The sequence below is a fragment of the Streptomyces sp. NPDC085937 genome (assembly GCF_044540535.1).
Taxonomy (GTDB): domain Bacteria; phylum Actinomycetota; class Actinomycetes; order Streptomycetales; family Streptomycetaceae; genus Streptomyces.
Genome location: NZ_JBITSH010000014.1, coordinates 124,548 through 144,712, shown reverse-complemented (window position 1 = coordinate 144,712; position 20,165 = coordinate 124,548). Strand labels below are relative to the sequence as shown.

Sequence of the window (20,165 nt, the reverse complement as noted above, 5' to 3'; positions counted from 1 at the left end):
GGAGACACGAGAACCGTGACGGACATCGTCGACGAGCTGAAGTGGCGCGGGCTGTTCGCCCAGTCCACTGACGAGGACGCTTTGCGCAAGGCGCTCGCGGACGGTCCCGTCACGTTCTATTGCGGCTTCGACCCGACCGCGCCGTCGCTGCACGTGGGGCACCTGGTGCAGGTGCTCACCCTGCGCCGGCTCCAGCAGGCCGGGCACCGGCCGCTGGCGCTGGTCGGCGGCGCGACCGGGCAGATCGGCGACCCGCGCCCGACCGCCGAGCGCACGCTGAACTCGCCCGAGACGGTCGCGGGCTGGGTGGTGCGGCTGCGCGGCCAGATCGAGCCGTTCCTGACCTTCGAGGGCGAGAACGCCGCCACCATGGTCAACAACCTCGACTGGACCGCGAACCTGTCCGCGATCGAGTTCCTGCGGGACATCGGCAAGCACTTCCGGGTCAACAAGATGCTGACGAAGGACTCGGTCGCCCGGCGCCTGGAGTCCTCCGAGGGCATCAGCTACACGGAGTTCAGCTACCAGCTGCTCCAGGCGATGGACTTCCTCCAGCTGTACCGGCGCTACGGCTGCACGATGCAGCAGGGCGGCAGCGACCAGTGGGGCAACCTCACGGCCGGCCTCGACCTGCTGCACCGGCTGGAGCCGGACGCCTCCGTCCACGCCTACGCGACGCCGCTGATGACGAAGGCGGACGGCACCAAGTTCGGCAAGACCGAGGGCGGCGCCGTCTGGCTGGACCCGGAGATGACCACGCCGTACGCGTTCTACCAGTTCTGGCTGAACGTGGACGACCGGGACATCTCCGGCTACATGCGCATCCTGTCCTTCAGGTCCCGCGAGGAGCTGGAGGAGCTGGAGCGGCAGACGCAGGAGCGTCCGCAGGCCCGGGCGGCGCAGCGCGCGCTGGCGGAGGAGCTGACGACGCTGGTGCACGGAGCCGACCAGACGGCTGCCGTGATCGCCGCGTCCAAGGCCCTGTTCGGCCAGGGTGAGCTGGGTGAGCTGGACGGGCGCACGCTGGCCGCGGCGCTGTCCGAGGTGCCGCACGTGAAGGTGAGCGAACTGGGCCCGGTGGTGGATCTGTTCGCCGAGGTCGGGCTGGTGCCCAGCAAGTCGGCCGCCCGGCGCACGGTGAAGGAGGGCGGCGCCTACGTGAACAACGTCAAGGTCGCCGCCGAGGACGCCGTGCCCGCGAAGGAGGACCTGCTGCACGGCCGGTGGCTGGTGCTGCGCCGGGGCAAGAAGAACCTGGCGGCGGTCGAGGTCACGGCCGGCTGATCCGGAGGCGCGTCGAGGGGCGGTTCCCGCAGGCCGGGAGCCGCCCCTCCCGCCGTCCGCGGAGCCGGGTCAGACCCGCTGGCCCTCGTGCTTCCTGCGCTGCATCGCGTTGTAGATCATCTCCGCGAACAGGACGACGACGATGGCCGCGCCCAGCTGGAAGATGTGCCGCCCCCAGTCGATCCCCCGGGTCTCCTCGATGCCGAAGCCCCGCGCGATGGCGTTGCCGACGATGGCGCCGATGATGCCGCAGATGGTGGCCAGCCACAGCGGGATGTGCTGCTTGCCGGGGATCACCGCCTTGGCGAGCAGGCCGAGCACGAATCCCACGATGATCGCCCACAACCAGCCCATGGCTGCCTCCTCGTACGACGTGACGCGAGCACTACGGTCAGTGTCGGCCCGGGCACGGTACGCCGCATGTCGGACATGCCGTACGCGGTACGACGCAGCCGCGGCGGCGCGGGCGGGGACGACCCGCTCTCGTGACCGGGCCGGGTGCGGCGTACCGTGGTCCTGTCCGGACCAGATGTCGCATACCGGGACACGGGACGGCCGGACACGGAACGGGTCCGATACGGGCGGATGGTGGAATGTGATGCGGAAGCAGCGTGACGGCGGCGTCCAGGTGTTCCGGATCACGGGCGCCCGGGCCGGCCTCCAGGACGATGTGCGGGCGCGGCAGCGCCGGTACGTGATCTCGATGGCCGTTCGCACGATCTCGGTCATCCTCGCGGCCACCCTGTGGAACGTGGAACGGCACGTGGCGATCGTCGCCCTGGTGCTCGGCGCGGTGCTGCCCTACATCGCGGTGGTGATCGCCAACGCCGGGCGCGAGAACGCGCCGTCGCTGCCGTCGACCTTCGTGACGACGCCGATGAAGCCGATGATCGCACCGCCCCGGACGAATGACGGTGCCACGGAATCCGATGCGGAAGATGTGCCGTCGCAGGCGGCGCCCGGCGCACGAACGGAAGGGCCGGGGCACGCGTGAAGACCGGGGTGTGAAGCGGGACCGCGCGGAGCGGAAGTGGCTTCCCGGCCAAGCTCAAAGAAACCTCAGATCAATCATGTTCTTTCGGTGCCGGGCGCGGGGTGACCCGTGACATACTTCGTACGCGCTCCGCATCCCCCGTCGGAGCGACGGACCGACGCCGGGCAGCTCCCCCCGTGGCTGCTCGGCGTCGCCTTTTCCCGGGGCGGTTCCTCCCCCGGCGCACGCGTTAGGGTCGGACGGTGATCAACCCTGACCCCGAGACGCCCATCTGCTCCGCGAAGGGCTGCCGCGCCCCCGCCGTGTGGGTGCTGGCCTGGAACAACCCGAAGGTCCACACGCCGGAGCGGCGCAAGACATGGCTGGCCTGCGAGGAGCACCGGGAGCACCTGGCGCAGTTCCTCGGCGTGCGCGGCTTCCTCAAGGACGTGGTGCGCTTCGAGGAGTGGGAGGCGCCGGAGGGGGCCTGAGCCCTCCGGCGGTGGGCTCTCGGCCGCTCAGCCGCCGATGGCGGACATCGGGCGGTCCGGCTGGACGAAGGACGGGTCGTCCAGGCCCGCTCCCGCCTTCTTGCCCCACATGGCGAGCTTCCAGATGCGGGCGATCTCCTCGTCGGCGGCGCCGGAGCGCAGGGCCGCGCGCAGGTCGGTCTCCTCGGTGGCGAACAGACAGGTGCGGACCTGTCCGTCGGCGGTGAGCCGGGTGCGGTCGCAGGCGGCGCAGAACGGACGGGTGACGGAGGCGATGACGCCCACCCGGTGCGGGCCGCCGTCGACCAGCCAGCGCTCGGCGGGGGCGGAGCCGCGCGCCTCGTCGCCCTCGGGGGTGAGCTCGAACCGGGTGCGCAGGGAGGTGAGGATGTCCCCGGCGGTGATCATGCCGTCGCGCTTCCAGCCGTGCTGGGCGTCCAGCGGCATCTGCTCGATGAAGCGCAGCTCGTAATCGTGCTCCACGGCCCAGGCGAGCAGCTCGGGGGCCTCGTCGTCGTTGAGCCCCGGCATCAGGACCGAGTTCACCTTCACGGGCGTCAGACCGGCCTCACGGGCCGCGTGCAGGCCGTCCAGGACGTCCTGGTGGCGGTCGCGGCGGGTGAGTGTCTTGAAGACGTCGGGACGGAGCGTGTCGAGGGAGACGTTGACCCGGTCGAGGCCGGCCGTCTTCAGGGCGACCGCGGTGCGGCGCAGTCCGATGCCGTTGGTGGTGAGGGACATCTGGGGGCGGGGTTCGAGGGCGGCGACCCGCTCGACGATGCCGACCAGGCCGGGGCGGAGCAGGGGCTCGCCGCCGGTGAAGCGCACCTCCTCGATGCCCAGGGACGTGACCGCGATGTCGATGAGGCGGACGATCTCGTCGTCGGTGAGCAGGTCGGGTTTGGCAAGCCACTGCAGCCCCTCCTCGGGCATGCAGTAGGTGCAGCGCAGATTGCACCGGTCGGTCAGCGAGACCCGCAGGTCGGTGGCCACCCGGCCGTAGGTGTCGATGAGCACGTGGGCCCCTCCCTCGACGCCGAACACTCATGTCCCGATACCTGCGAGCGTACGTGACGCGGCCGACATCACCCAGCGACGCGAAGTGACGAGATGCGGACGGCCGCGTCGTAGGGACCTACGAGGGTCTCCACGACGCGGCCGTCACGCGGGGTGCGGATCAGTGGGCGCCGGTGCCGGTCAGCGAACGGACCTCCAGCTCCGCGAACTTCTTGACGTCCGGCTCCTCCTTCGACAGGACGGTGCCGAGCCAGCCCATCAGGAAGCCGAACGGGATGGAGATGATGCCCGGGTTCTTCAGCGGGAACCAGGCGAAGTCGACGTCCGGGAACATCGCCTTGGGATCGCCGGAGACGACGGGCGAGAACAGCACCAGGCCGACGGCGACGATCAGACCGCCGTAGATCGACCACAGCGCGCCCTGGGTGGTGAACCGCTTCCAGAACAGGCTGTAGAGGATGGTCGGCAGGTTGGCGGACGCGGCGACCGCGAAGGCCAGGGCGACCAGGCCCGCCACGTTCAGGTCGCGGGCGAGGGCGCCGAGCGCGATGGAGACGATGCCGATGAGGACGGTCGCCCAGCGGGCCGCCCTCATCTCCTCCTTCTCGGTGGCCTTCCCCCTGCGGATCACGTTGGCGTAGATGTCGTGCGCGAAGGAGGACGACGAGGCCAGGGTGAGTCCGGCGACCACCGCGAGGATGGTCGCGAAGGCGACCGCCGAGATGGTGGCGAGCAGGATCGCGCCCCAGGCCGAGTCGACGCCGCCGATGTGCAGGGCGAGCAGCGGGGCGGCGGTGTTGCCGGACGGGTTGGACTCGATGATCTCGTCCGGTGAGATCAGTGCCGCCGCTCCGAAGCCGAGCGCCAGGGTCATCAGGTAGAAGCAGCCGATGATGCCGATGGCCCAGTTGACGGACTTACGGGCGGCCTTGGCGTTGGGCACCGTGTAGAAGCGGATCAGGATGTGCGGCAGGCCGGCGGTGCCGAGCACCAGGGCGATGCCCAGGGAGAGGAAGTCCAGCTTGGTGAGGTTGTCGGCGCCGTACTGGAGGCCGGGCTCCAGGAAGGCGTCGCCCTTGCCGCTGTTCTCGGCGGCCTTGCCCAGCAGGTCGGAGATGTTGAAGTTGAACTTCAGCAGCACCAGGAAGGTGATGAGGATCGTGCCGCCGATGAGCAGCACGGCCTTGACCATCTGGACCCAGGTGGTGCCCTTCATGCCGCCGATGGAGACGTAGACGATCATCAGGACGCCGACCAGGGCGACGATGAGGACCTTGCCGGCGTCGGAGGTGATGCCGAGCAGCAGCGACACCAGGACGCCCGCGCCGGCCATCTGGGCCAGCAGGTAGAAGATCGACACGACGATCGTGGAGGTGCCCGCGGCGGTGCGCACCGGGCGCTGGCGCATGCGGTAGGCGAGGACGTCGCCCATCGTGTAGCGGCCGGAGTTGCGCAGCGGCTCCGCGACGAGCAGCAGGGCGACGAGCCAGGCGACCAGGAAGCCGATGGAGTAGAGGAACCCGTCGTAGCCGAAGAGGGCGATGGCGCCCGCGATGCCGAGGAACGACGCGGCGGACATGTAGTCGCCGGAGACGGCGAGGCCGTTCTGGAAGGCGCTGAACTGCCGCCCGCCCGCGTAGAAGTCGGCGGCGTCCTTGGTCTGCCGGCCGGCCCACACGGTGATGCCGAGGGTGCCGACGACGAACAGCGCGAACAGGGTGATGATCAGGACGCGGTGTTCGCTGGCCTCGTTCGCGGCCAGGGTGACGTGGGTGATCGAGGGGCTCATGCGCCGCCCTCCATACGCTTCTTGATGGCCTCGGCCTTGGGGTCGAGCTTGGCGGCGGCGTGCTTGGAGTACCACCAGGCGATGAGGAAGGTGGTGACGAACTGCAGGACGCCGAAGACGAAGGCGACGTTGATGTGGCCGACCAGCTTGGCGCCCATGAAGCCGCCCGCGTAGTTGGACAGCAGCACGTACAGCAGGTACCAGACGATGAAGGCGATGGTCAGCGGGAAGGCGAACGAGCGGTAGGAGCGGCGCAGTTCACCGAACTCAGCGCTCTCCTGCACCTCGGTGAACTCCTCCGGCGTGGGGAGTTTGTGTTGATCTGTCGAGGGGGGCGGTGCTTCGGCGGCCACGGAGTCTCCTCGCGTTGCGGGTCGGTTCGTACGCAGGCGGAAGGCGAGTGTCCTCGCGCTTCCTGCTCAAGGGCACGGCGCCACGCGAGGACCGGTTCAACTCTTCCCGGTTCTTTTCCGTGGACGTTTTCCGAAGACGTTGCACGCAAATCATTGCTGGCCAGCGCGCGGGCGGGATAGCTTCACCCTGCACCACCCGTCATGTACCTGCCCGGGCAGCCACCTCTGTCTCGGGCCGGTTTCGTTTCAGGATGATGTGGAGACCCCATGGCTCATCTGCGTTCCAGACGCCGGCTCGCCCTCGCCGTGCCCGTCGTGCTGTCGCTGACCGCCTCGCTCGGCTTCCTGCCGGCGGCGGCCTCGGCCGCCCCGGCGACGGTGTCCGCGGAGCAGGCGGCGGACGCGCCCGCCCTGGCGTACGTCGTCAACACCAAGGCGGACCACCGCACGATCGCCTCCGTGAAGCGGGCGGTCGCCGCGGCGGACGGCGAGGTCGTCGTCGCGTACGAGAAGATCGGCGTGATCGTCGCGCGCTCCTCGAACGCCGACTTCGCGAAGACCCTCCGCAAGGTGCGCGGCGTGCAGTCCGCCGGCGCCACCCGTACCGCTCCGCTGGCCCCGGCCGGGACGACGGACGCGGGTTCCGCGGAGTACCTGACCGCCGCCGACACCGCGAGGCTGAAGGCCGCGTCCGCGAAGACCCCGGGCAGCGAGCCCCTAGAGGCCGACCAGTGGGACCTGCGCGCCATCGGCGCCGACAAGGCCGCCACGATCAACCCGGGCAGCAGGAACGTCACTGTCGCCGTCATCGACACCGGCGTCGACGACACCCACCCGGACCTCGCGCCGAACTTCTCCCGGTCCCAGTCCGCCAACTGCTTCGGCGGCGCCCCGGACACCAGCCCGGGCGCCTGGCGGCCGTACACCGCGGACGACTACCACGGCACGCACGTGGCCGGTGAGATCGCCGCCGCCCGCAACGGCGTCGGCGTCGCCGGAGTCGCGCCCGGCGTCAAGGTCTCGGCGATCAACGTCACCGACCCCGACAACGGGCTGTTCTACGCGGAGGCCGTCGTCTGCGCGTTCGTGTTCGCCGCCGACCACGGCGTGGAGATCACGAACAACAGCTATTACGTCGACCCGTGGATGTACAACTGCATGGACGACCCGGACCAGCGCGCGATCGTCGACGCGGTCAACCGGGCCCAGCTGTACGCCCAGCGCAAGGGCACCCTGCACTTCGCGTCGGCCGGCAACTCCAATCACGACCTGGCCTCCGACGCCATCGTCGACGACTCCAGCCCGAACGACACCACGCCGGTCACCCGCACGATCGACCCGAGCGAGTGCTTCGACATCCCCACGCAGCTCCCGGGCGTCGTCACGGTGAGCGCGACGGGCTCGGAGAACCTCAAGTCCTACTACTCCTCGTACGGCAAGGGTGTCATCGACGTGGCCGCGCCGGGCGGTGACGGCCGCTACCAGCTGCCGGACACCCCGTCGAAGAACGGCCGCATCCTGTCCACCATGCCGAACAACGCGTACGCCTGGCTGCAGGGCACCTCGATGGCCTCGCCGCACGCGGCCGGCGTCGCGGCCCTGCTGAAGTCCGAGCACCCGTGGCTGCCCCCGGCGGCGCTGCAGGCGCTGCTCAAGGCGCAGGCGAAGAACCCCGGCTGCCCCGCGTCGTACGACCAGGACGGTGACGGCACCCAGGACGCGACATGCGAGGGCGGCCGCGCGGTCAACGGTTTCTACGGCTTCGGCATCGTCGACGCGCTGCGCGCCGTCAAGTGAGCCGCGGCACCCGCACACCCGCCGCACCGTACGTCCGTCAAAGTGAAAGAACTGGAGACACCATGACAGCGTCTCAGCCGCGCCGTCGCCGCGCGCTCGTCGTCCCTGCCGGTATGGCCATGGCGACCGCGCTCGCGTTCCTGCCGAACACGGCGGCCACGGCCGCTCCCGCGGCCCAGGGGGCCTCCGCCTCCGCCTCCGCGGACGCGGCCTCGCTCAGCTACGTGGTGAACGTGCGGGGCGGACACGGCGCGCCGGCGAGCGTGAAGAAGGCGATCGCCAAGGCCGGCGGCACCATCGTGACGTCGTACGAGAAGATCGGCGTCATCGTCGTCCACTCCTCGAACGCCGACTTCGCGAAGACCGTCCGCAAGGCGCCGGGCGTGCAGTCCGCCGGTGCCACCCGCAACGCGCCGCTGCCGTCGGCGGCCACCACGGACATGGGCTCCCCGAAGGTGCTCAGCGCCGCCGAGGTCGCCGAGGCGACGGCCGAGGCCGCCGCGGGCCAGGACCCGCTGCAGAACCTCCAGTGGGACCTGCCGGCCATCAAGGCGGACAAGGCGCACGAGAAGTCCCTCGGCAGCCCGAAGGTCACCGTCGCCGTCATCGACACCGGCGTCGACGACACCCACCCCGACATCGCGCCCAACTTCGACCGGGCCGCGTCGGTCAACTGTGTGGCGGGCAAGCCCGACACCAGCGAGGGCGCGTGGCGCCCGGGCGCGGCCGAGAGCCCGCACGGCACGCACGTCGCCGGTGAGATCGCCGCCGCCAAGAACGGCATCGGCATGACCGGTGTCGCGCCCGGCGTGAAGGTCTCGGGCATCAAGGTGTCCAACCCGGACGGCTACTTCTACACCGAGGCCGTGGTGTGCGGCTTCATGTGGGCGGCCGAGCACGGGGTCGACGTCACCAACAACAGCTATTACACCGACCCGTGGTACTTCAACTGCAAGAACGACCCGGACCAGAAGGCGCTCGTCGAGGCCGTGGGCCGGGCCACGAAGTACGCGGAGCGCAAGGGCGCGGTCAACGTCGCGGCGGCCGGCAACGAGAACTACGACCTCGCGGCCGACGAGATCACCGACCCGTCCTCGCCGAACGACGGCACCACCTCGGACCGGGTGATCGACCCGTCCGAGTGCCTGGACATCCCGACCCAGCTGCCGGGTGTCGTGACGGTCGCCTCGACCGGCGCCAAGGGCCTGAAGTCGTCGTTCTCCAACTACGGCCGGGGCATCATCGACATCGCCGCGCCCGGCGGTGACTCGACGGCCCTGCAGACGCCGGCCCCGCCCGCCACCAGCGGCCTGATCCTGGGCACGCTGCCCGGCGGCGGCTACGGCTACATGGCCGGTACGTCGATGGCGTCCCCGCACGTCGCGGGTGTCGCCGCGCTGATCAAGTCGAAGCACCCGTACGCGCCGCCGGCGCTGGTGAAGGCCCTGCTGTACGCGCAGGCCGACGCCACCGCCTGCACCAAGCCGTACGACATCGACAACGACGGCAAGGTCGACGCGGTGTGCGAGGGGCCGAAGAACTACAACGGCTTCTACGGCTGGGGCATGGCCGACGCGCTGGACGCGGTGACGCGCTAGTCGTCGGGTAGCTGTACGAAGGGGCCGGGCGGATGTCGCCCGGCCCCTTCCGTGGTGCGGGCGGTGCCTTCGGTCGTGCGGCCGGTGTCTTCCGTCACGCCGGCCGGTGTCTTCCGTCGTGCGGACCGGTGCTGTCGCGGGGCGGGCGGTGCTGCACAGTGAGGCCATGAATGCTCTCGCGTCCTTCTGGTCCGGTCTGGGCGGCGACCCCGACCTCCTCGCCCGGGTGTCCGCCGTCGAGCGGCCCGCCGTCCTGCCCTCGCGCCTGCCGGTGCGGGAGACGGCGGGGGCGTGCGTCGGCGTGTGCGCGCTGGCCGCCGCCGAACTCACCGCCCGGCGCACGGGCGGCGAGGTCCCGGCGGTGCGGGTGGACGACGGTGCGGTCGCCACGGCGTTCGTGAGCGAGCGTCACCTGCGGATCGACGGGCGAGCACCGGAGAACTTCGCGCCGCTGTCCCGGTTCTGGCGCACGGCGGACGGCTGGGTGCGCACCCACGCCAACTATCCGCACCACCGGGCCCGGCTGCTCGCCGCGCTCGGTACGGGTGACGACCCGGACGCGGTGGCCGCTGCGCTCGCGGGGCGGTCCGCGTACGAGGTGGAGGACGCGGTCACCGCGGCCGGGGGCCTCGCTGTCGCGCTGCGTACCCCCGAGGAGTGGGCGGCGCACGAGCAGGCGGCGGCGGTCGCCCGGCACCCCCTGGTGGAGCGTGAGCGGCTCGGCACGGCCCCGGCACGGGAGTTCGCGCCGTCCGGCGGGACGGAGGGTCCGCCGCTGCCCGCCGCGGGACTGCGGGTGCTGGACCTCACCCGGGTCCTCGCCGGTCCGGTCGCCACCCGCACGCTCGCCCTGCTCGGCGCCGACGTGCTGCGGCTGGACGCCCCGGGGCTGCCCGAACTGCCCGGCCAGCACGCCGACACGGGCTTCGGCAAACGGTCGGCGCTGCTGGACCTGACCGCCGACCGGGACACCTTCGAGGAGCTGCTGGCGCGGGCGGACGTGGTGGTCACGGGGTACCGTCCGGGCGCCCTGGACCGCTTCGGGCTGAGCCCGCGCGCGCTGGCCGAGCGGCGGCCCGGGGTGGTCGTGGCCCAGGTGTCGGCGTGGGGGACCTCCGGACCGTGGGCGGACCGGCGGGGCTTCGACAGCCTGGTGCAGGTGGCCACGGGCATCGCCCGGATCGAGGGCGAGGCGGACCGACCGGGCGCGCTGCCCGCGCAGGCCCTCGACCACGGCTCGGGCTACCTGCTCGCGGCAGGCGTGCTGCGTGCCCTCACCGAACAGGCGGAGACGGGCGGCAGCAGACTCGTTCGGGTGGCCCTGGCACGGACGGCGGGCGAACTGCTGTCGTGGCGTCGCGCCCCCGAGGACTCGGTGGGTCCCGTCGACGACGGCGAGCTGTCCCCCGCCCCCTGGCTGGCGGAACGGGACAGCCCCCTGGGCCGGCTACGCCACGTCCTCCCCCCGCTGCACTTCGAGGGTGCCCCACGCAACTGGCCCCACCCCCCGACCCCGTGGGGCACGGATCCGGCCCGCTGGTGAGCGCGGGGCGATCCCGCGCTCGTCGGCTGACACCGAAGGGAGCGGGTGCGGAACGGCCTCGCCGGCAGCGGACACCCGGTGGTTCGCGCGAGCCGGGGCGCCGCGTACCGCCGCTGACGGCCCGTCGCCCGCCGCGACGTCGCGGCGGGCGCCCCGCCCGGCCGGGGTGGAGAAGGCTCGCCTGGAGTCGGCGCCCGGCACTCGGGGACGTGAAGCCCGCGTGTGAGCGGTGACGTAGCCGGCGCTCGCGCGGGCGGACATCGTTCGCATTCCGGGCGGCACTTGCCCCGCTCCATGTGATCTTGTGAAGATCCTGGGGTGACTCTGACGAAACCCAGGTCCCGGACGGCCGGTGCGCGCGGCGGATCGCGGCGCGCCGGTGCCGGCCGGGCCGTGGCCGTCCTCGTCCTGGTGACGCTGGGCGCGCTGATACCCCTGCTCGGCCCCTCGCAGGCGCTGCACGGCACCGGTGAGGCGGACGTGCCCGGCACCGGTGGTATCGCCCTGCTGCGCACGGTGCTGTTCGCGGCGCTGGCCGTGGCCGTCGGTGAGCTGTTCGCCACACGGATGGCGCGCGCCCTCCCCGGCGCGCCCGCCGCCCTGCCCCGCGGCTGGTCCACCGCGGCCAACGCCGTCGGCTTCGTGGCCGCCCTGGGACTCGCCTCCGTGGTGGCCACCGGCAACCTCGTGCCCGCCGGCGTCGCCGACATCGACGTCGGCGGCCTCTACGCGACCCGGGACGGCAAGCTCGCCCTGCTGGAGGTCAACGGCTTCCTGGCCGCGGCCCTGTGCGCCGCTTCCGGCCGTCCCGCCACGCAGGCGCTGCCGCTCGCCGCGGTCGTCGCCGCCGAGGCGCTGCGCGCCCACCCGACGACCGAGTACAGCCCGCTCGTCGGCTCCGGGCTGACTCTGGTCCACCTCACCTGTGCCTCGCTGTGGGCGGGCGGCCTGCTGCACGTCCTGCGCACCCTGCGACTGTGGAAGCGCGCGGAGGCGGGAGCGGCCCTTCTGGGGCGCTACGCGCGCGTGGCGGTCGTCCTGCTCGTCGCCATCACCGCGACAGGGGTGTGCAGTTCGCTGCGCAGGATGCCGTCCGGGACGATCCTGGAGCAGCTGACGGACACCGCGTACGGGCGGGTGCTGCTCGCCAAGGTGGTCCTGATGGCCGGTGTCGCCGCCCTCGCCCTGTGGGCCCGGGTGCGGCTGGCCCGCGCGGACGATCCGCTGACCGCGAGTTCACCCGCGCGGGCGGAGGTGTACGTACTCGCCCTGGTGGTCGCGGTGTCGGGACTGCTGACGGCGCTGCCGGTGCCGATCCGCTGGTGACGGGCCCGGCGGGATACTCCGAGCGCGCCCCGAACGGGCGGGCCGCACGGGGGACCTGACGGACAGAGCTGTCAGTGGTGGCCCGTATCCTCGTGAACCATGCTCGAAGACCTCACCGCCGCTGCCGCCTCCCCCACCGCGTGGCCGGCCGCGTATCCGCAGGGATACGCGGTCGTTGACGTGGAGACCACGGGGCTGGCCCGGGACGACCGCATCATCTCCGCGGCCGTCTACCGGCTGGACGCGCGCGGCGAGGTCGAGGACCACTGGTACACGGTGGTCAATCCGGAGCGCGACCCGGGCCCGGTGTGGATACACGGACTGACGAGCGACGTGCTGGAGGGCGCGCCCCTCTTCACGGAGATCGCGGCGGAGTTCGCGGCCCGGCTGGAGGGCCGGGTGCTGGTGGCGCACAACGCCGTCTTCGACTGGCAGATGATCGCCCGGGAGTACGCCCGCGCGCGCGGCGAGGCCCCGGTGAAGCAACGGCTGTGCACCATCGCCCTGTCCAAGGAGCTGAGGCTGCCGCTGCCCAACCACAAGCTGGAGTCGCTCGCCGCGCACTTCGGCGTGGTGCAGCAGCGGGCGCACCACGCGCTGGACGACGCGCGCGTGCTGGCGGAGGCCTTCCGGCCCAGTCTGCGGGCCGCGGCGGCGGGCGGCGTACGGCTGCCGCTGCACGAGTGCCGGCCGCTCACCGAGTGGAGCGACCGCCCGCGCATCGGGCAGCAGGCGGGCTACGACGGGCGCCGGCCCGCCAGTTGGCGCCCCTCCCGCAAAAGGCCCGCATGCCCCCATCCCAACCCGGGCCGGTACGAACCGGGCAAGCGACTCAAGCAGGGCATGCGGGTGGCGTTCTCCGGGGACACCTCCGTCGAGCGGGACCTCCTGGAGGACCGGGCGACCGAGGCCGGACTGCACGTGGCGACCAGCCTGTCCCGGCTCACCAGCCTCCTGGTCACCAACGACCCGGACTCGGGCACGTCGAAGGTGGTCAAGGCCCGGCAGTACGGCACCCCGGTGGTCGACGAGGCGGCCTTCGGCCAGCTCCTCGGGGACGTCGAACCGGCGTCGGAGGGCTGACCCCGGCCCGCGCGGGCGCCCGCGCGGAGAGGACGGCGGCGACCGTCGACCGGGCGGGCAGGGACGTACCCGCCGCAAAGCACCTCACGGCCGGGTTGTACGGTCGTGGCGTGTACCGCTTCCTGCTGTCCCGGCAATGGGTGACCCTGACCCTGGTCGCCGTACTCCTCATCCCCACGATGATCGCGCTGGGCATATGGCAGATGAACCGCTACGAGGAGCGGTCCGCCAGGAATCAGCTGGTCACCGACGCGCTGGCCGCCGATCCGGTGCCGGTGGAGGAGCTGGCGGCCCCGGGGCACGCCGTGACCCGCCCCGAGCGGTACCGCACGGTGACCGCTACCGGCCGCTTCGACACGGACGCCGAGGTGGTCGTCCGCCGGCGCACCAACGCCGACGAGGAGATCGGGTTCCACGTCCTGACCCCGTTCGTCCTGGACGACGGCAAGGTGCTGCTGGTCAACCGCGGCTGGATCCCCTCCGCCGGCCCCAGCCAGACCGAGTTCCCGAAGGTGCCCGCGCCGCCCGCCGGTGAGACCACGATCACGGGCCGGCTGATGCCGGACGAGACCACCGAGGCCAGCGGCATCAAGGAGCTCGAAGGGCTGCCGGACCGGCAGATCATGCTGATCAACAGCGAGCGCGAGGCGGAGCGGCTGAACGCCGACGTGCTCGGCGGCTACGTGGCGCAGACCGCGCCCGAGCCGGGGAACGGCCTCCCGCAGCAGCTCGGCGACCCGGGCAAGGAGAACGCGGCGCTGAACTACGCGTACGCGATCCAGTGGTGGCTGTTCGCGGCCGCCGTGCCGGTCGGCTGGTTCGTGCTGGCCCGCCGCGAGGCCCGCGAAAACGCGCAGAAGGCGGACGGCGGGCCGGACACCGGGTCCCCCGACGCCCCCCGCCCCGAGTCCGCGACCGTCTGACCACCGGACCCGGCGTACCGGGAGAGCCCGCCCGCGCCCCGGGCGACTCTCCCGGTACGCCGGGTTCTGTGCGAGAGTGGCGCACCGGTCGGGCGTGTTGCCGGTGCGTTCCGGACACGGGACGGACCGGTTTCCGTCATCCGGACGGGCCGTCCGCGCAACTCTCCCCCGAGGGCACAGCACACAAGGACGGTGATTCATGGCCGGCGGCGCCATGACCGCGACGTTCCTCGCCGTGATCGGCGGGGCGTCGCTGCTCGCCGTCACCGCGCGCCGGCTGCGGCCGAGCGACCGGCTGCCGTCGCTGGAGGGCTGGGCGCTGGCCGACCGCGGCCTCGGGCCGGGCTGGACCTGGCTGCTGCTCGGCGGGACGGTCTACACCGCGTACACCTTCACCGCCGTACCGGGCCTGGCGTACGGGAACGGCGCGCCCGCCTTCTTCGCGGTGCCGTACACGGTGATCGTCTGCCCGCTGGCGTTCGTGCTGCTCAGCCGGCTGTGGAGCGTGGCCCGGCGGCACGGCTACATCACCGCCGCCGACTTCGTGCGCGGCCGCTACGGCTCGCCGCCGCTGGCCCTGGTCGTCGCGCTGACCGGGATTCTGGCGACGATGCCGTACCTGGCGCTGCAGCTCCTCGGCATCCGCGCGGTGCTCACGGCCGGCGGGCTGTATCCGCACGGCGCCACCGGGGACCTGGTGATGGTGGCGGTGTTCGCGGGGCTGGCGGTGGCCACCTACCGGCACGGGCTGCGCGCCCCCACGGTGATCGCCGCGCTGAAGGCGGCGGCGGTGTTCCTCTCTCTGACCGCGGTCTGCTGGCTGGTCCTGGAACGTTTCGGCGGTCCCGGCGCGGTCTTCGACGGGGCCGCCCGCGCCCTCGGCGGCACCGACGCGGCCCACTCGCCCCTGGTGCTCACGCCGGACCAGCGGCCCGCCTACGCCACGCTCGCGCTCGGCTCCGCGCTGGCCCTGCTGATGTACCCGCACGTGCTGACCGCCGGCTTCGCCGCCGACGGCACCCGCACGCTGCGCAAGGTGTCGGCGGGACTGCCCGCCTGGACGGCGCTGCTCGCCCTGTTCGGCTTCCTCGGCATCGCGGCCCTCGCGGCAGGGGTGCGGGCCCCGGAGGGCGGTGCGGAGGCGGCGGTGCCGATGCTGGTCGACCAGCTGATGCCGGGTCCGCTGGCCGGACTGGTGTTCGGCTCGATCGTGGTCGGCGCGCTGGTGCCGGCGGCGGTGATGTCCATCGCGGCGGCGACCAGCTTCGTACGCAACGTGTACGTCGAGTACGTCCACCCGACGGCCACGCCGAAACGGCAGGTGCGGGTCGCCAAGGCCGTGTCGCTGACCGCGAAGGTCGGCGCGGTGGCGTTCGTGTTCGGGCTGCGCGACCAGGACGCGATCAACCTCCAGCTGCTCGGCGGGGTGTGGATCCTGCAGATCTTCCCGGCGGTGGCCGTCGGGCTGTACACGCGGTGGCTGCACCCGCGGGCGCTGCTCGCCGGCTGGGCCGCGGGCATGGCCGCCGGGACGTACCTGGTGGTGCGCGAGGGCTTCTCGTCGATCGTGCCGCTCGGCGACGGCTCGCCGTCGGTCTACGCCGGGGTCGCCGCGCTGGTGCTGAACCTGACCGTCGCGGTGGCCGGCACCGTCGTCCTCACCGGCCTCGGCGTCCCGCGCGGCGCCGACGCCACCGACCTGTCGTCCCGCCCGCGTGCCGGGAGACGTCCACCGACGGGAGCGAACAACCCGTGAGACGCAGACACCGCCCGCCGGCCACGCTGGCCCCCGCGCCGCCCGCCCCTCCCCCGCCCGCCGTCGCACCGCCCGCCCCGCCGGTGCCCGGCCCGCTCGGGCCCGCGCTCGCCGACCCGGAGGACCTGGAGCGGGAGGCCGGCGTGGCCCGCCTCTTCGAGCTGCACTACTCCTCGATGCTGCGGCTCGCCGTGCTGCTCGGCGCGGACGACCCGGAGAACGTGGTGGCCGAGGCGTACTACCAGATCTACCGCCGGTGGCGGCGGCTGAAGGACGTGGCCGCGGCGGAGGCGTACCTGCGCTCCACCGTCTGCAACCTGACGCGGATGCGGATACGTCACCTCCAGGTCGCCCGGCGGCACGAGGAGCAGCCGGCCTCCCCGCCCGAGCAGACCGTGGCCTCCGCCGAGAACACCGCGCTGCTGCGGGACGACCAGCGGGTGCTGATCGGCGCGCTCCAGCAGCTGCCGGCCCGGCAGCGGGAGGCGCTGGTGCTGCGCCACTGGCTCGGGCTGAAGGAGGCCGAGATCGCCGCCGCCATGGGCATCTCCCGCGGCTCCGTCAAGACGCACACCTCGCGCGGCATCGCCGCGCTGACCCAGGCCATGGAGGCCCGGCGATGACGCATCGGGATGCGACTCCGTCGCGTGGCACCGGCCAGGACCGCACCGGCCGCGAGCGGCCCGAGCCGCCCCGGCCGCCGGACGCGGAGCGCACCGAACGGGAACTGGCCGACGCCCTGCACGCCCTGGCCGGCGGGGTGCTGCCCGCCCCCGACGCCTACCGCACCGCACGCGGCGAGTGGCTGCGCCGTGAGCGCCGGCGCCGCCTGGTGCTGACCGTGCTGGTCGCCGTCGTCTTCGCGCTGGCCACGCTGATCGGCCTGTGGGTGCTCAACCAGGCGCCCGCGGAACCGGGCGTGATCTTCTCCGGCGACGGCGCCGCGTCGGCCGACGGTCCGTCACTCCCCCGGCCGCTGTGCTGATTGCCGCACCCGGCGGCCGGGAACCCGCACCCCGTGCACCGTATCGAGGACTACGCGCTCATCGGCGACGAGCAGACCGCTGCCCTGGTGGGCACCGACGGGTCGATCGACTGGCTCTGTCTGCCCCGCTTCGACTCGGCGGCCTGCTTCGCGCGGCTGCTCGGTGACGAGAACAACGGACACTGGCGCATCGCCCCGCCGGGGCAGGAGCGGTGCGCGCGCCGCTCCTACCGCGAGGACAGCCTGGTCCTGGACACCGTGTGGGAGACGCCCGACGGCGCCGTGCAGGTGACGGACCTGATGCCGCAGCGGCACCGGGCGCCGGACCTGGTGCGGATCGTGCAGGGGCTCAGCGGTGAGGTGACCGTGCGCAGCACGCTGCGGCTGCGGTTCGACTACGGGTCGGTGGTGCCGTGGGTGCGCCGGGCCGACGGACACCGGGTGGCCGTGGCCGGGCCCGACTCGGCGTGGCTGCGCAGCGTGCCGGAGGTGCACACCTGGGGCGAGGACCTGGGCACGCACTCGGAGTTCACGGTGAGGGAGGGCGAGCGGGTCGCCTTCGTGCTCACCTGGCATCCCTCGCACGAGCCGCGGCCCGCGCTGGTCGATCCGTACGCCTCGCTGCGGCACAGCCTGAAGGACTGGCAGGCCTGGGCGGCCCGGTGCCGCTACCGGGGGCCGCACCGGGACATGGTGGTGCGGTCCCTGATCACGCTGAAGGCGCTCACCTACCGCCCCACCGGGGGCATCGTCGCCGCGCCCACCACCTCCCTCCCGGAGGAGCCGGGCGGGGTACGGAACTGGGACTACCGCTTCTGCTGGCTGCGGGACTCCACGCTGACCCTGAGCGCGCTGCTGGCCGCCGGCTACCAGGAGGAGGCGGAGGCGTGGCGTGACTGGCTGCTCCGCGCGGTGGCGGGCGACCCGGCGGACCTTCAGATCATGTACGGGCTGGCGGGCGAGCGGCGGCTGCCGGAGTTCGAACTGCCGTGGCTGTCGGGCTTCAACGGCGCCGCGCCCGTACGGGTCGGCAACGACGCGGTGAAGCAGCTCCAGCTGGACGTGTACGGGGAGGTCGTGGACTCGCTCGCGCTGGCCCGGCGTTCGGGGCTGCCCGGGAGGCCGGACGTGTGGGCCCTGCAGTCGGTGCTGCTGAACTTCCTGCGCACGGCCTGGCGTCAGCCGGACGAGGGGCTGTGGGAGGTGCGCGGTGGCCGGCGCCACTTCGTGCACTCCAAGGTGATGGTGTGGGTGGCCGCCGACCGTATGGTGCGGGGGATGGAGGCGTTCCCGGACCTCGACGGCGATCTGGACGGCTGGCGCGCGCTGCGTGACGAGGTGCACCGCGAGGTGTGCGAGAAGGGCTACGACCCGGTGCGCAACACGTTCACGCAGTCCTACGGCTCGCGTGAACTCGACGCGGCGCTGCTGCTGATCCCCCGGGCCGGCTTCCTGCCGCCCGACGACCCCCGGGTGCTCGGCACCATCGACGCGATCCAGGCGGAGCTGGGCCAGGACGGTCTCGTACGCCGCTACACCCCGGACGCCACCGAACTCGACGGGCTGCCAGGGCAGGAGGGCACCTTCCTGGCGTGCGCGTTCTGGCTGGTGGACGCCCTGCACATGACGGGCAGGACCGACGAGGCGCGCGAGCTGTTCGAACGTCTGCTGGGGCTGGCCAACGACGTGGGGCTGCTGGCGGAGGAGTACGACACGGCGAGCGGGCAGCTCCTCGGCAACTTCCCGCAGGCGTTCAGCCACATCGGACTGGTGAACAGCGCCCTCGCCCTGTTCGGGGACGAGGGGGCAGGATAGGGCCATGGATCTTGGACTGAAGGACCGGGTGTACGTCGTCACGGGGGCCACCCGCGGACTGGGCAACGCCTCCGCGCGGGCGCTCCTCGACGAGGGCGCGAAGGTGGTCGTCACCGGGCGGAAGGAGGACGCGGTCGCCGAGGCCGCGTCCGCGCTGGGGCCTGACGCGGCCGGGGTGGCCGTCGACAACGCCGACCCCGGGGCCGCCGAGCGGCTGATCGCCACCGCGCGGGAGCGGTTCGGCCGCTTCGACGGCGTCCTCGTCAGCGTGGGCGGGCCGCCGCCGGGGTTCGTCGCCGACACCACCGACGAGCAGTGGCAGTCGGCGTTCGAGTCGGTGTTCCTCGGCGCGGTGCGGCTGGCCCGCGCGGCGGCCGGGGAGCTGGGCGAGGGCGGTGTGATCGGCTTCGTGCTGTCCGGTTCGGTGCACGAGCCGATCCCGGGGCTGACCATCTCCAACGGGCTGCGGCCGGGGCTCGCCGGCCTCGCCAAGTCCCTCGCGGACGAACTGGGGCCGCGTGGGATCCGCGTCGTGGGCCTGCTGCCCGGCCGCGTCGACACCGACCGGGTCCGCGAGCTGGACTCCCTGTCCGCCGACCCGGAGGCCACCCGCCAGGCGGTCGAGTCCCGTATCCCGCTGCGCCGCTACGGCACCCCGGAGGAGTTCGGCCGCACGGCGGCGTTCCTCCTCTCGCCCGCGGCGTCGTACATCACAGGCGTGATGCTCCCCGTCGACGGCGGCTCCCGCCACGGCTTCTGACCCCGGGCCTGTCCGGGGGGCTCCCACGGCGGGGAGTCCCCCGGGGGCGATCCGCCGCTCGCCGGGTGTGCGGGTCCCGACGGGACCGTGATGTCAGGTGACTCGTTCCGGGCGGTGTTTCTCTGCTCGGAGGTGGACCTCGGTCGGGAGGGTGGCCAGGCCCGTGGAGTCGCGGGCGTGGGTGAGGGGGCCGGTGGTCAGGGCGTCCAGGGCCGCACCGGGGTCGACGTGGGGTTCCAGCAGCAGGACCATCCGGGCCCGCGGCCCGCCGTGCCGGCCGGTGAGCAGGACGCGGGCCCGGGCGACACCGTCCTGCCGGTTCACCTCCTCGGCGAGCGCCTGTTCCAGGGCCCGGCCGCGCAGCGCCGCGCCCTCACCGTCTCCGCTGTCGACGAGGATCTCGCTCGTCCGCCGCCTGCGCATCACCGCGACCAGCCACCACAGGCAGAGCAGCACCAGCACCGCCAGCGCGGCGATCACCACCGGCCACCACCAGCCCTGGTCCCGCCAGCGGGTCCGCTCGGAGTCGTCGAGCAGCACGTCGTGCCGGCCGTCGTGCAGCCACCAGGACGGCGCGGGCGCGCCCAGCCCGATCGCCAGCACCGACCCGCCGAGGGCGATCAGCACCAGCCCCACCAGCGCGAGCAGTACACGGTTGACACCCTTGATCAC

General features: G+C 72.8%; 19 protein-coding genes. 14 read left to right on the top strand and 5 right to left on the bottom strand.

What is annotated here, in order from left to right; all coding sequences use genetic code 11:
- The first annotated feature begins 15 nt into the window (after nt 1-15).
- Nucleotides 16-1,284: a tyrosine--tRNA ligase gene (tyrS, locus tag ACIF8S_RS26625; protein WP_400002308.1), complete on the top strand. Its 1,269-nt coding sequence runs from the start codon at nt 16-18 to the stop codon at nt 1,282-1,284.
- 69 nt (nt 1,285-1,353) lie between these two features.
- On the opposite strand, the gene ACIF8S_RS26620 is transcribed toward tyrS, so the two are convergent.
- Entirely contained in the window at nt 1,354-1,638 is a 285-nt protein-coding gene (locus tag ACIF8S_RS26620; protein ID WP_349791575.1) for a GlsB/YeaQ/YmgE family stress response membrane protein, read from the bottom strand.
- 244 nt (nt 1,639-1,882) lie between these two features.
- On the opposite strand from ACIF8S_RS26620, the gene ACIF8S_RS26615 reads away from it, so the two are divergent.
- Together ACIF8S_RS26615 and ACIF8S_RS26610 are read left to right on the top strand one after the other, a co-directional pair.
- A complete protein-coding gene (locus ACIF8S_RS26615) occupies nt 1,883-2,278 on the top strand; it encodes a DUF3099 domain-containing protein (RefSeq protein WP_349791573.1) in 396 nt (131 codons plus the stop codon).
- A 242-nt stretch (nt 2,279-2,520) separates the two neighbouring features.
- Complete coding sequence (locus tag ACIF8S_RS26610; protein ID WP_349791571.1) at nt 2,521-2,748, top strand: hypothetical protein; 228 nt, start codon at nt 2,521-2,523, stop codon at nt 2,746-2,748.
- Nucleotides 2,749-2,775: 27 nt separating this feature from the next.
- Here the strand turns inward: ACIF8S_RS26610 and moaA are convergent, their stop codons facing one another.
- The 3 genes from moaA to ACIF8S_RS26595 all read right to left on the bottom strand — a co-directional run bounded on the left by moaA (nt 2,776) and on the right by ACIF8S_RS26595 (nt 5,907).
- Complete coding sequence (gene moaA / locus ACIF8S_RS26605) at nt 2,776-3,765, bottom strand: GTP 3',8-cyclase MoaA (RefSeq protein WP_400002306.1); 990 nt, start codon at nt 3,763-3,765, stop codon at nt 2,776-2,778.
- 160 nt (nt 3,766-3,925) lie between these two features.
- The gene (locus ACIF8S_RS26600) at nt 3,926-5,554 is read right to left on the bottom strand and encodes a cation acetate symporter (protein ID WP_145825062.1); all 1,629 of its coding nucleotides are present in this window, start codon (nt 5,552-5,554) and stop codon (nt 3,926-3,928) included.
- A complete protein-coding gene (locus tag ACIF8S_RS26595; protein ID WP_024887157.1) occupies nt 5,551-5,907 on the bottom strand; it encodes a DUF485 domain-containing protein in 357 nt (118 codons plus the stop codon). Before ACIF8S_RS26595 ends, ACIF8S_RS26600 begins: the two co-directional genes overlap by 4 nt.
- A gap of 267 nt (nt 5,908-6,174) precedes the next feature.
- On the opposite strand from ACIF8S_RS26595, the gene ACIF8S_RS26590 reads away from it, so the two are divergent.
- The 11 genes from ACIF8S_RS26590 to ACIF8S_RS26540 all read left to right on the top strand — a co-directional run bounded on the left by ACIF8S_RS26590 (nt 6,175) and on the right by ACIF8S_RS26540 (nt 19,493).
- Nucleotides 6,175-7,704, top strand: coding sequence for a S8 family serine peptidase (locus ACIF8S_RS26590; protein WP_400002304.1), 1,530 nt, complete (start codon nt 6,175-6,177; stop codon nt 7,702-7,704).
- A 62-nt stretch (nt 7,705-7,766) separates the two neighbouring features.
- Nucleotides 7,767-9,302, top strand: coding sequence for a S8 family peptidase (locus ACIF8S_RS26585; protein WP_400002303.1), 1,536 nt, complete (start codon nt 7,767-7,769; stop codon nt 9,300-9,302).
- A gap of 166 nt (nt 9,303-9,468) precedes the next feature.
- Nucleotides 9,469-10,845 (top strand): CoA transferase, encoded by a 1,377-nt coding sequence (locus ACIF8S_RS26580; RefSeq protein ID WP_400002301.1) that lies wholly within the window; start codon nt 9,469-9,471, stop codon nt 10,843-10,845.
- Between the two features lie 318 nt (nt 10,846-11,163).
- Nucleotides 11,164-12,171 carry a CopD family protein gene (locus ACIF8S_RS26575; protein ID WP_400002300.1) on the top strand — a complete coding sequence of 336 codons (1,008 nt, stop codon included), beginning with the start codon at nt 11,164-11,166 and terminating at the stop codon, nt 12,169-12,171.
- A 99-nt stretch (nt 12,172-12,270) separates the two neighbouring features.
- Nucleotides 12,271-13,254, top strand: a complete 984-nt coding sequence (locus ACIF8S_RS26570; protein ID WP_400002298.1) for a DEDDh family exonuclease — start codon at nt 12,271-12,273, stop codon at nt 13,252-13,254.
- 110 nt (nt 13,255-13,364) lie between these two features.
- Nucleotides 13,365-14,177 carry an SURF1 family protein gene (locus tag ACIF8S_RS26565; protein ID WP_400002296.1) on the top strand — a complete coding sequence of 271 codons (813 nt, stop codon included), beginning with the start codon at nt 13,365-13,367 and terminating at the stop codon, nt 14,175-14,177.
- Between the two features lie 199 nt (nt 14,178-14,376).
- On the top strand, nt 14,377-15,933 hold the full coding sequence (locus ACIF8S_RS26560) for a sodium:solute symporter (RefSeq protein ID WP_400002294.1): 1,557 nt from the start codon (nt 14,377-14,379) through the stop codon (nt 15,931-15,933).
- Nucleotides 15,930-16,556 (top strand): sigma-70 family RNA polymerase sigma factor, encoded by a 627-nt coding sequence (locus ACIF8S_RS26555; RefSeq protein WP_349791554.1) that lies wholly within the window; start codon nt 15,930-15,932, stop codon nt 16,554-16,556. Before ACIF8S_RS26560 ends, ACIF8S_RS26555 begins: the two co-directional genes overlap by 4 nt.
- Nucleotides 16,553-16,918 carry a hypothetical protein gene (locus ACIF8S_RS26550; protein WP_400002292.1) on the top strand — a complete coding sequence of 122 codons (366 nt, stop codon included), beginning with the start codon at nt 16,553-16,555 and terminating at the stop codon, nt 16,916-16,918. Before ACIF8S_RS26555 ends, ACIF8S_RS26550 begins: the two co-directional genes overlap by 4 nt.
- Nucleotides 16,919-16,951: 33 nt before the next feature.
- A complete protein-coding gene (locus ACIF8S_RS26545) occupies nt 16,952-18,733 on the top strand; it encodes a glycoside hydrolase family 15 protein (protein WP_400002290.1) in 1,782 nt (593 codons plus the stop codon).
- Nucleotides 18,734-18,737: 4 nt separating this feature from the next.
- The gene (locus tag ACIF8S_RS26540) at nt 18,738-19,493 is read left to right on the top strand and encodes an SDR family oxidoreductase (protein WP_400002288.1); all 756 of its coding nucleotides are present in this window, start codon (nt 18,738-18,740) and stop codon (nt 19,491-19,493) included.
- A 93-nt stretch (nt 19,494-19,586) separates the two neighbouring features.
- Here ACIF8S_RS26540 and amaP read toward each other — a convergent pair whose 3' ends face one another.
- The gene (gene amaP / locus ACIF8S_RS26535; RefSeq protein WP_400002287.1) at nt 19,587-20,165 is read right to left on the bottom strand and encodes an alkaline shock response membrane anchor protein AmaP; all 579 of its coding nucleotides are present in this window, start codon (nt 20,163-20,165) and stop codon (nt 19,587-19,589) included.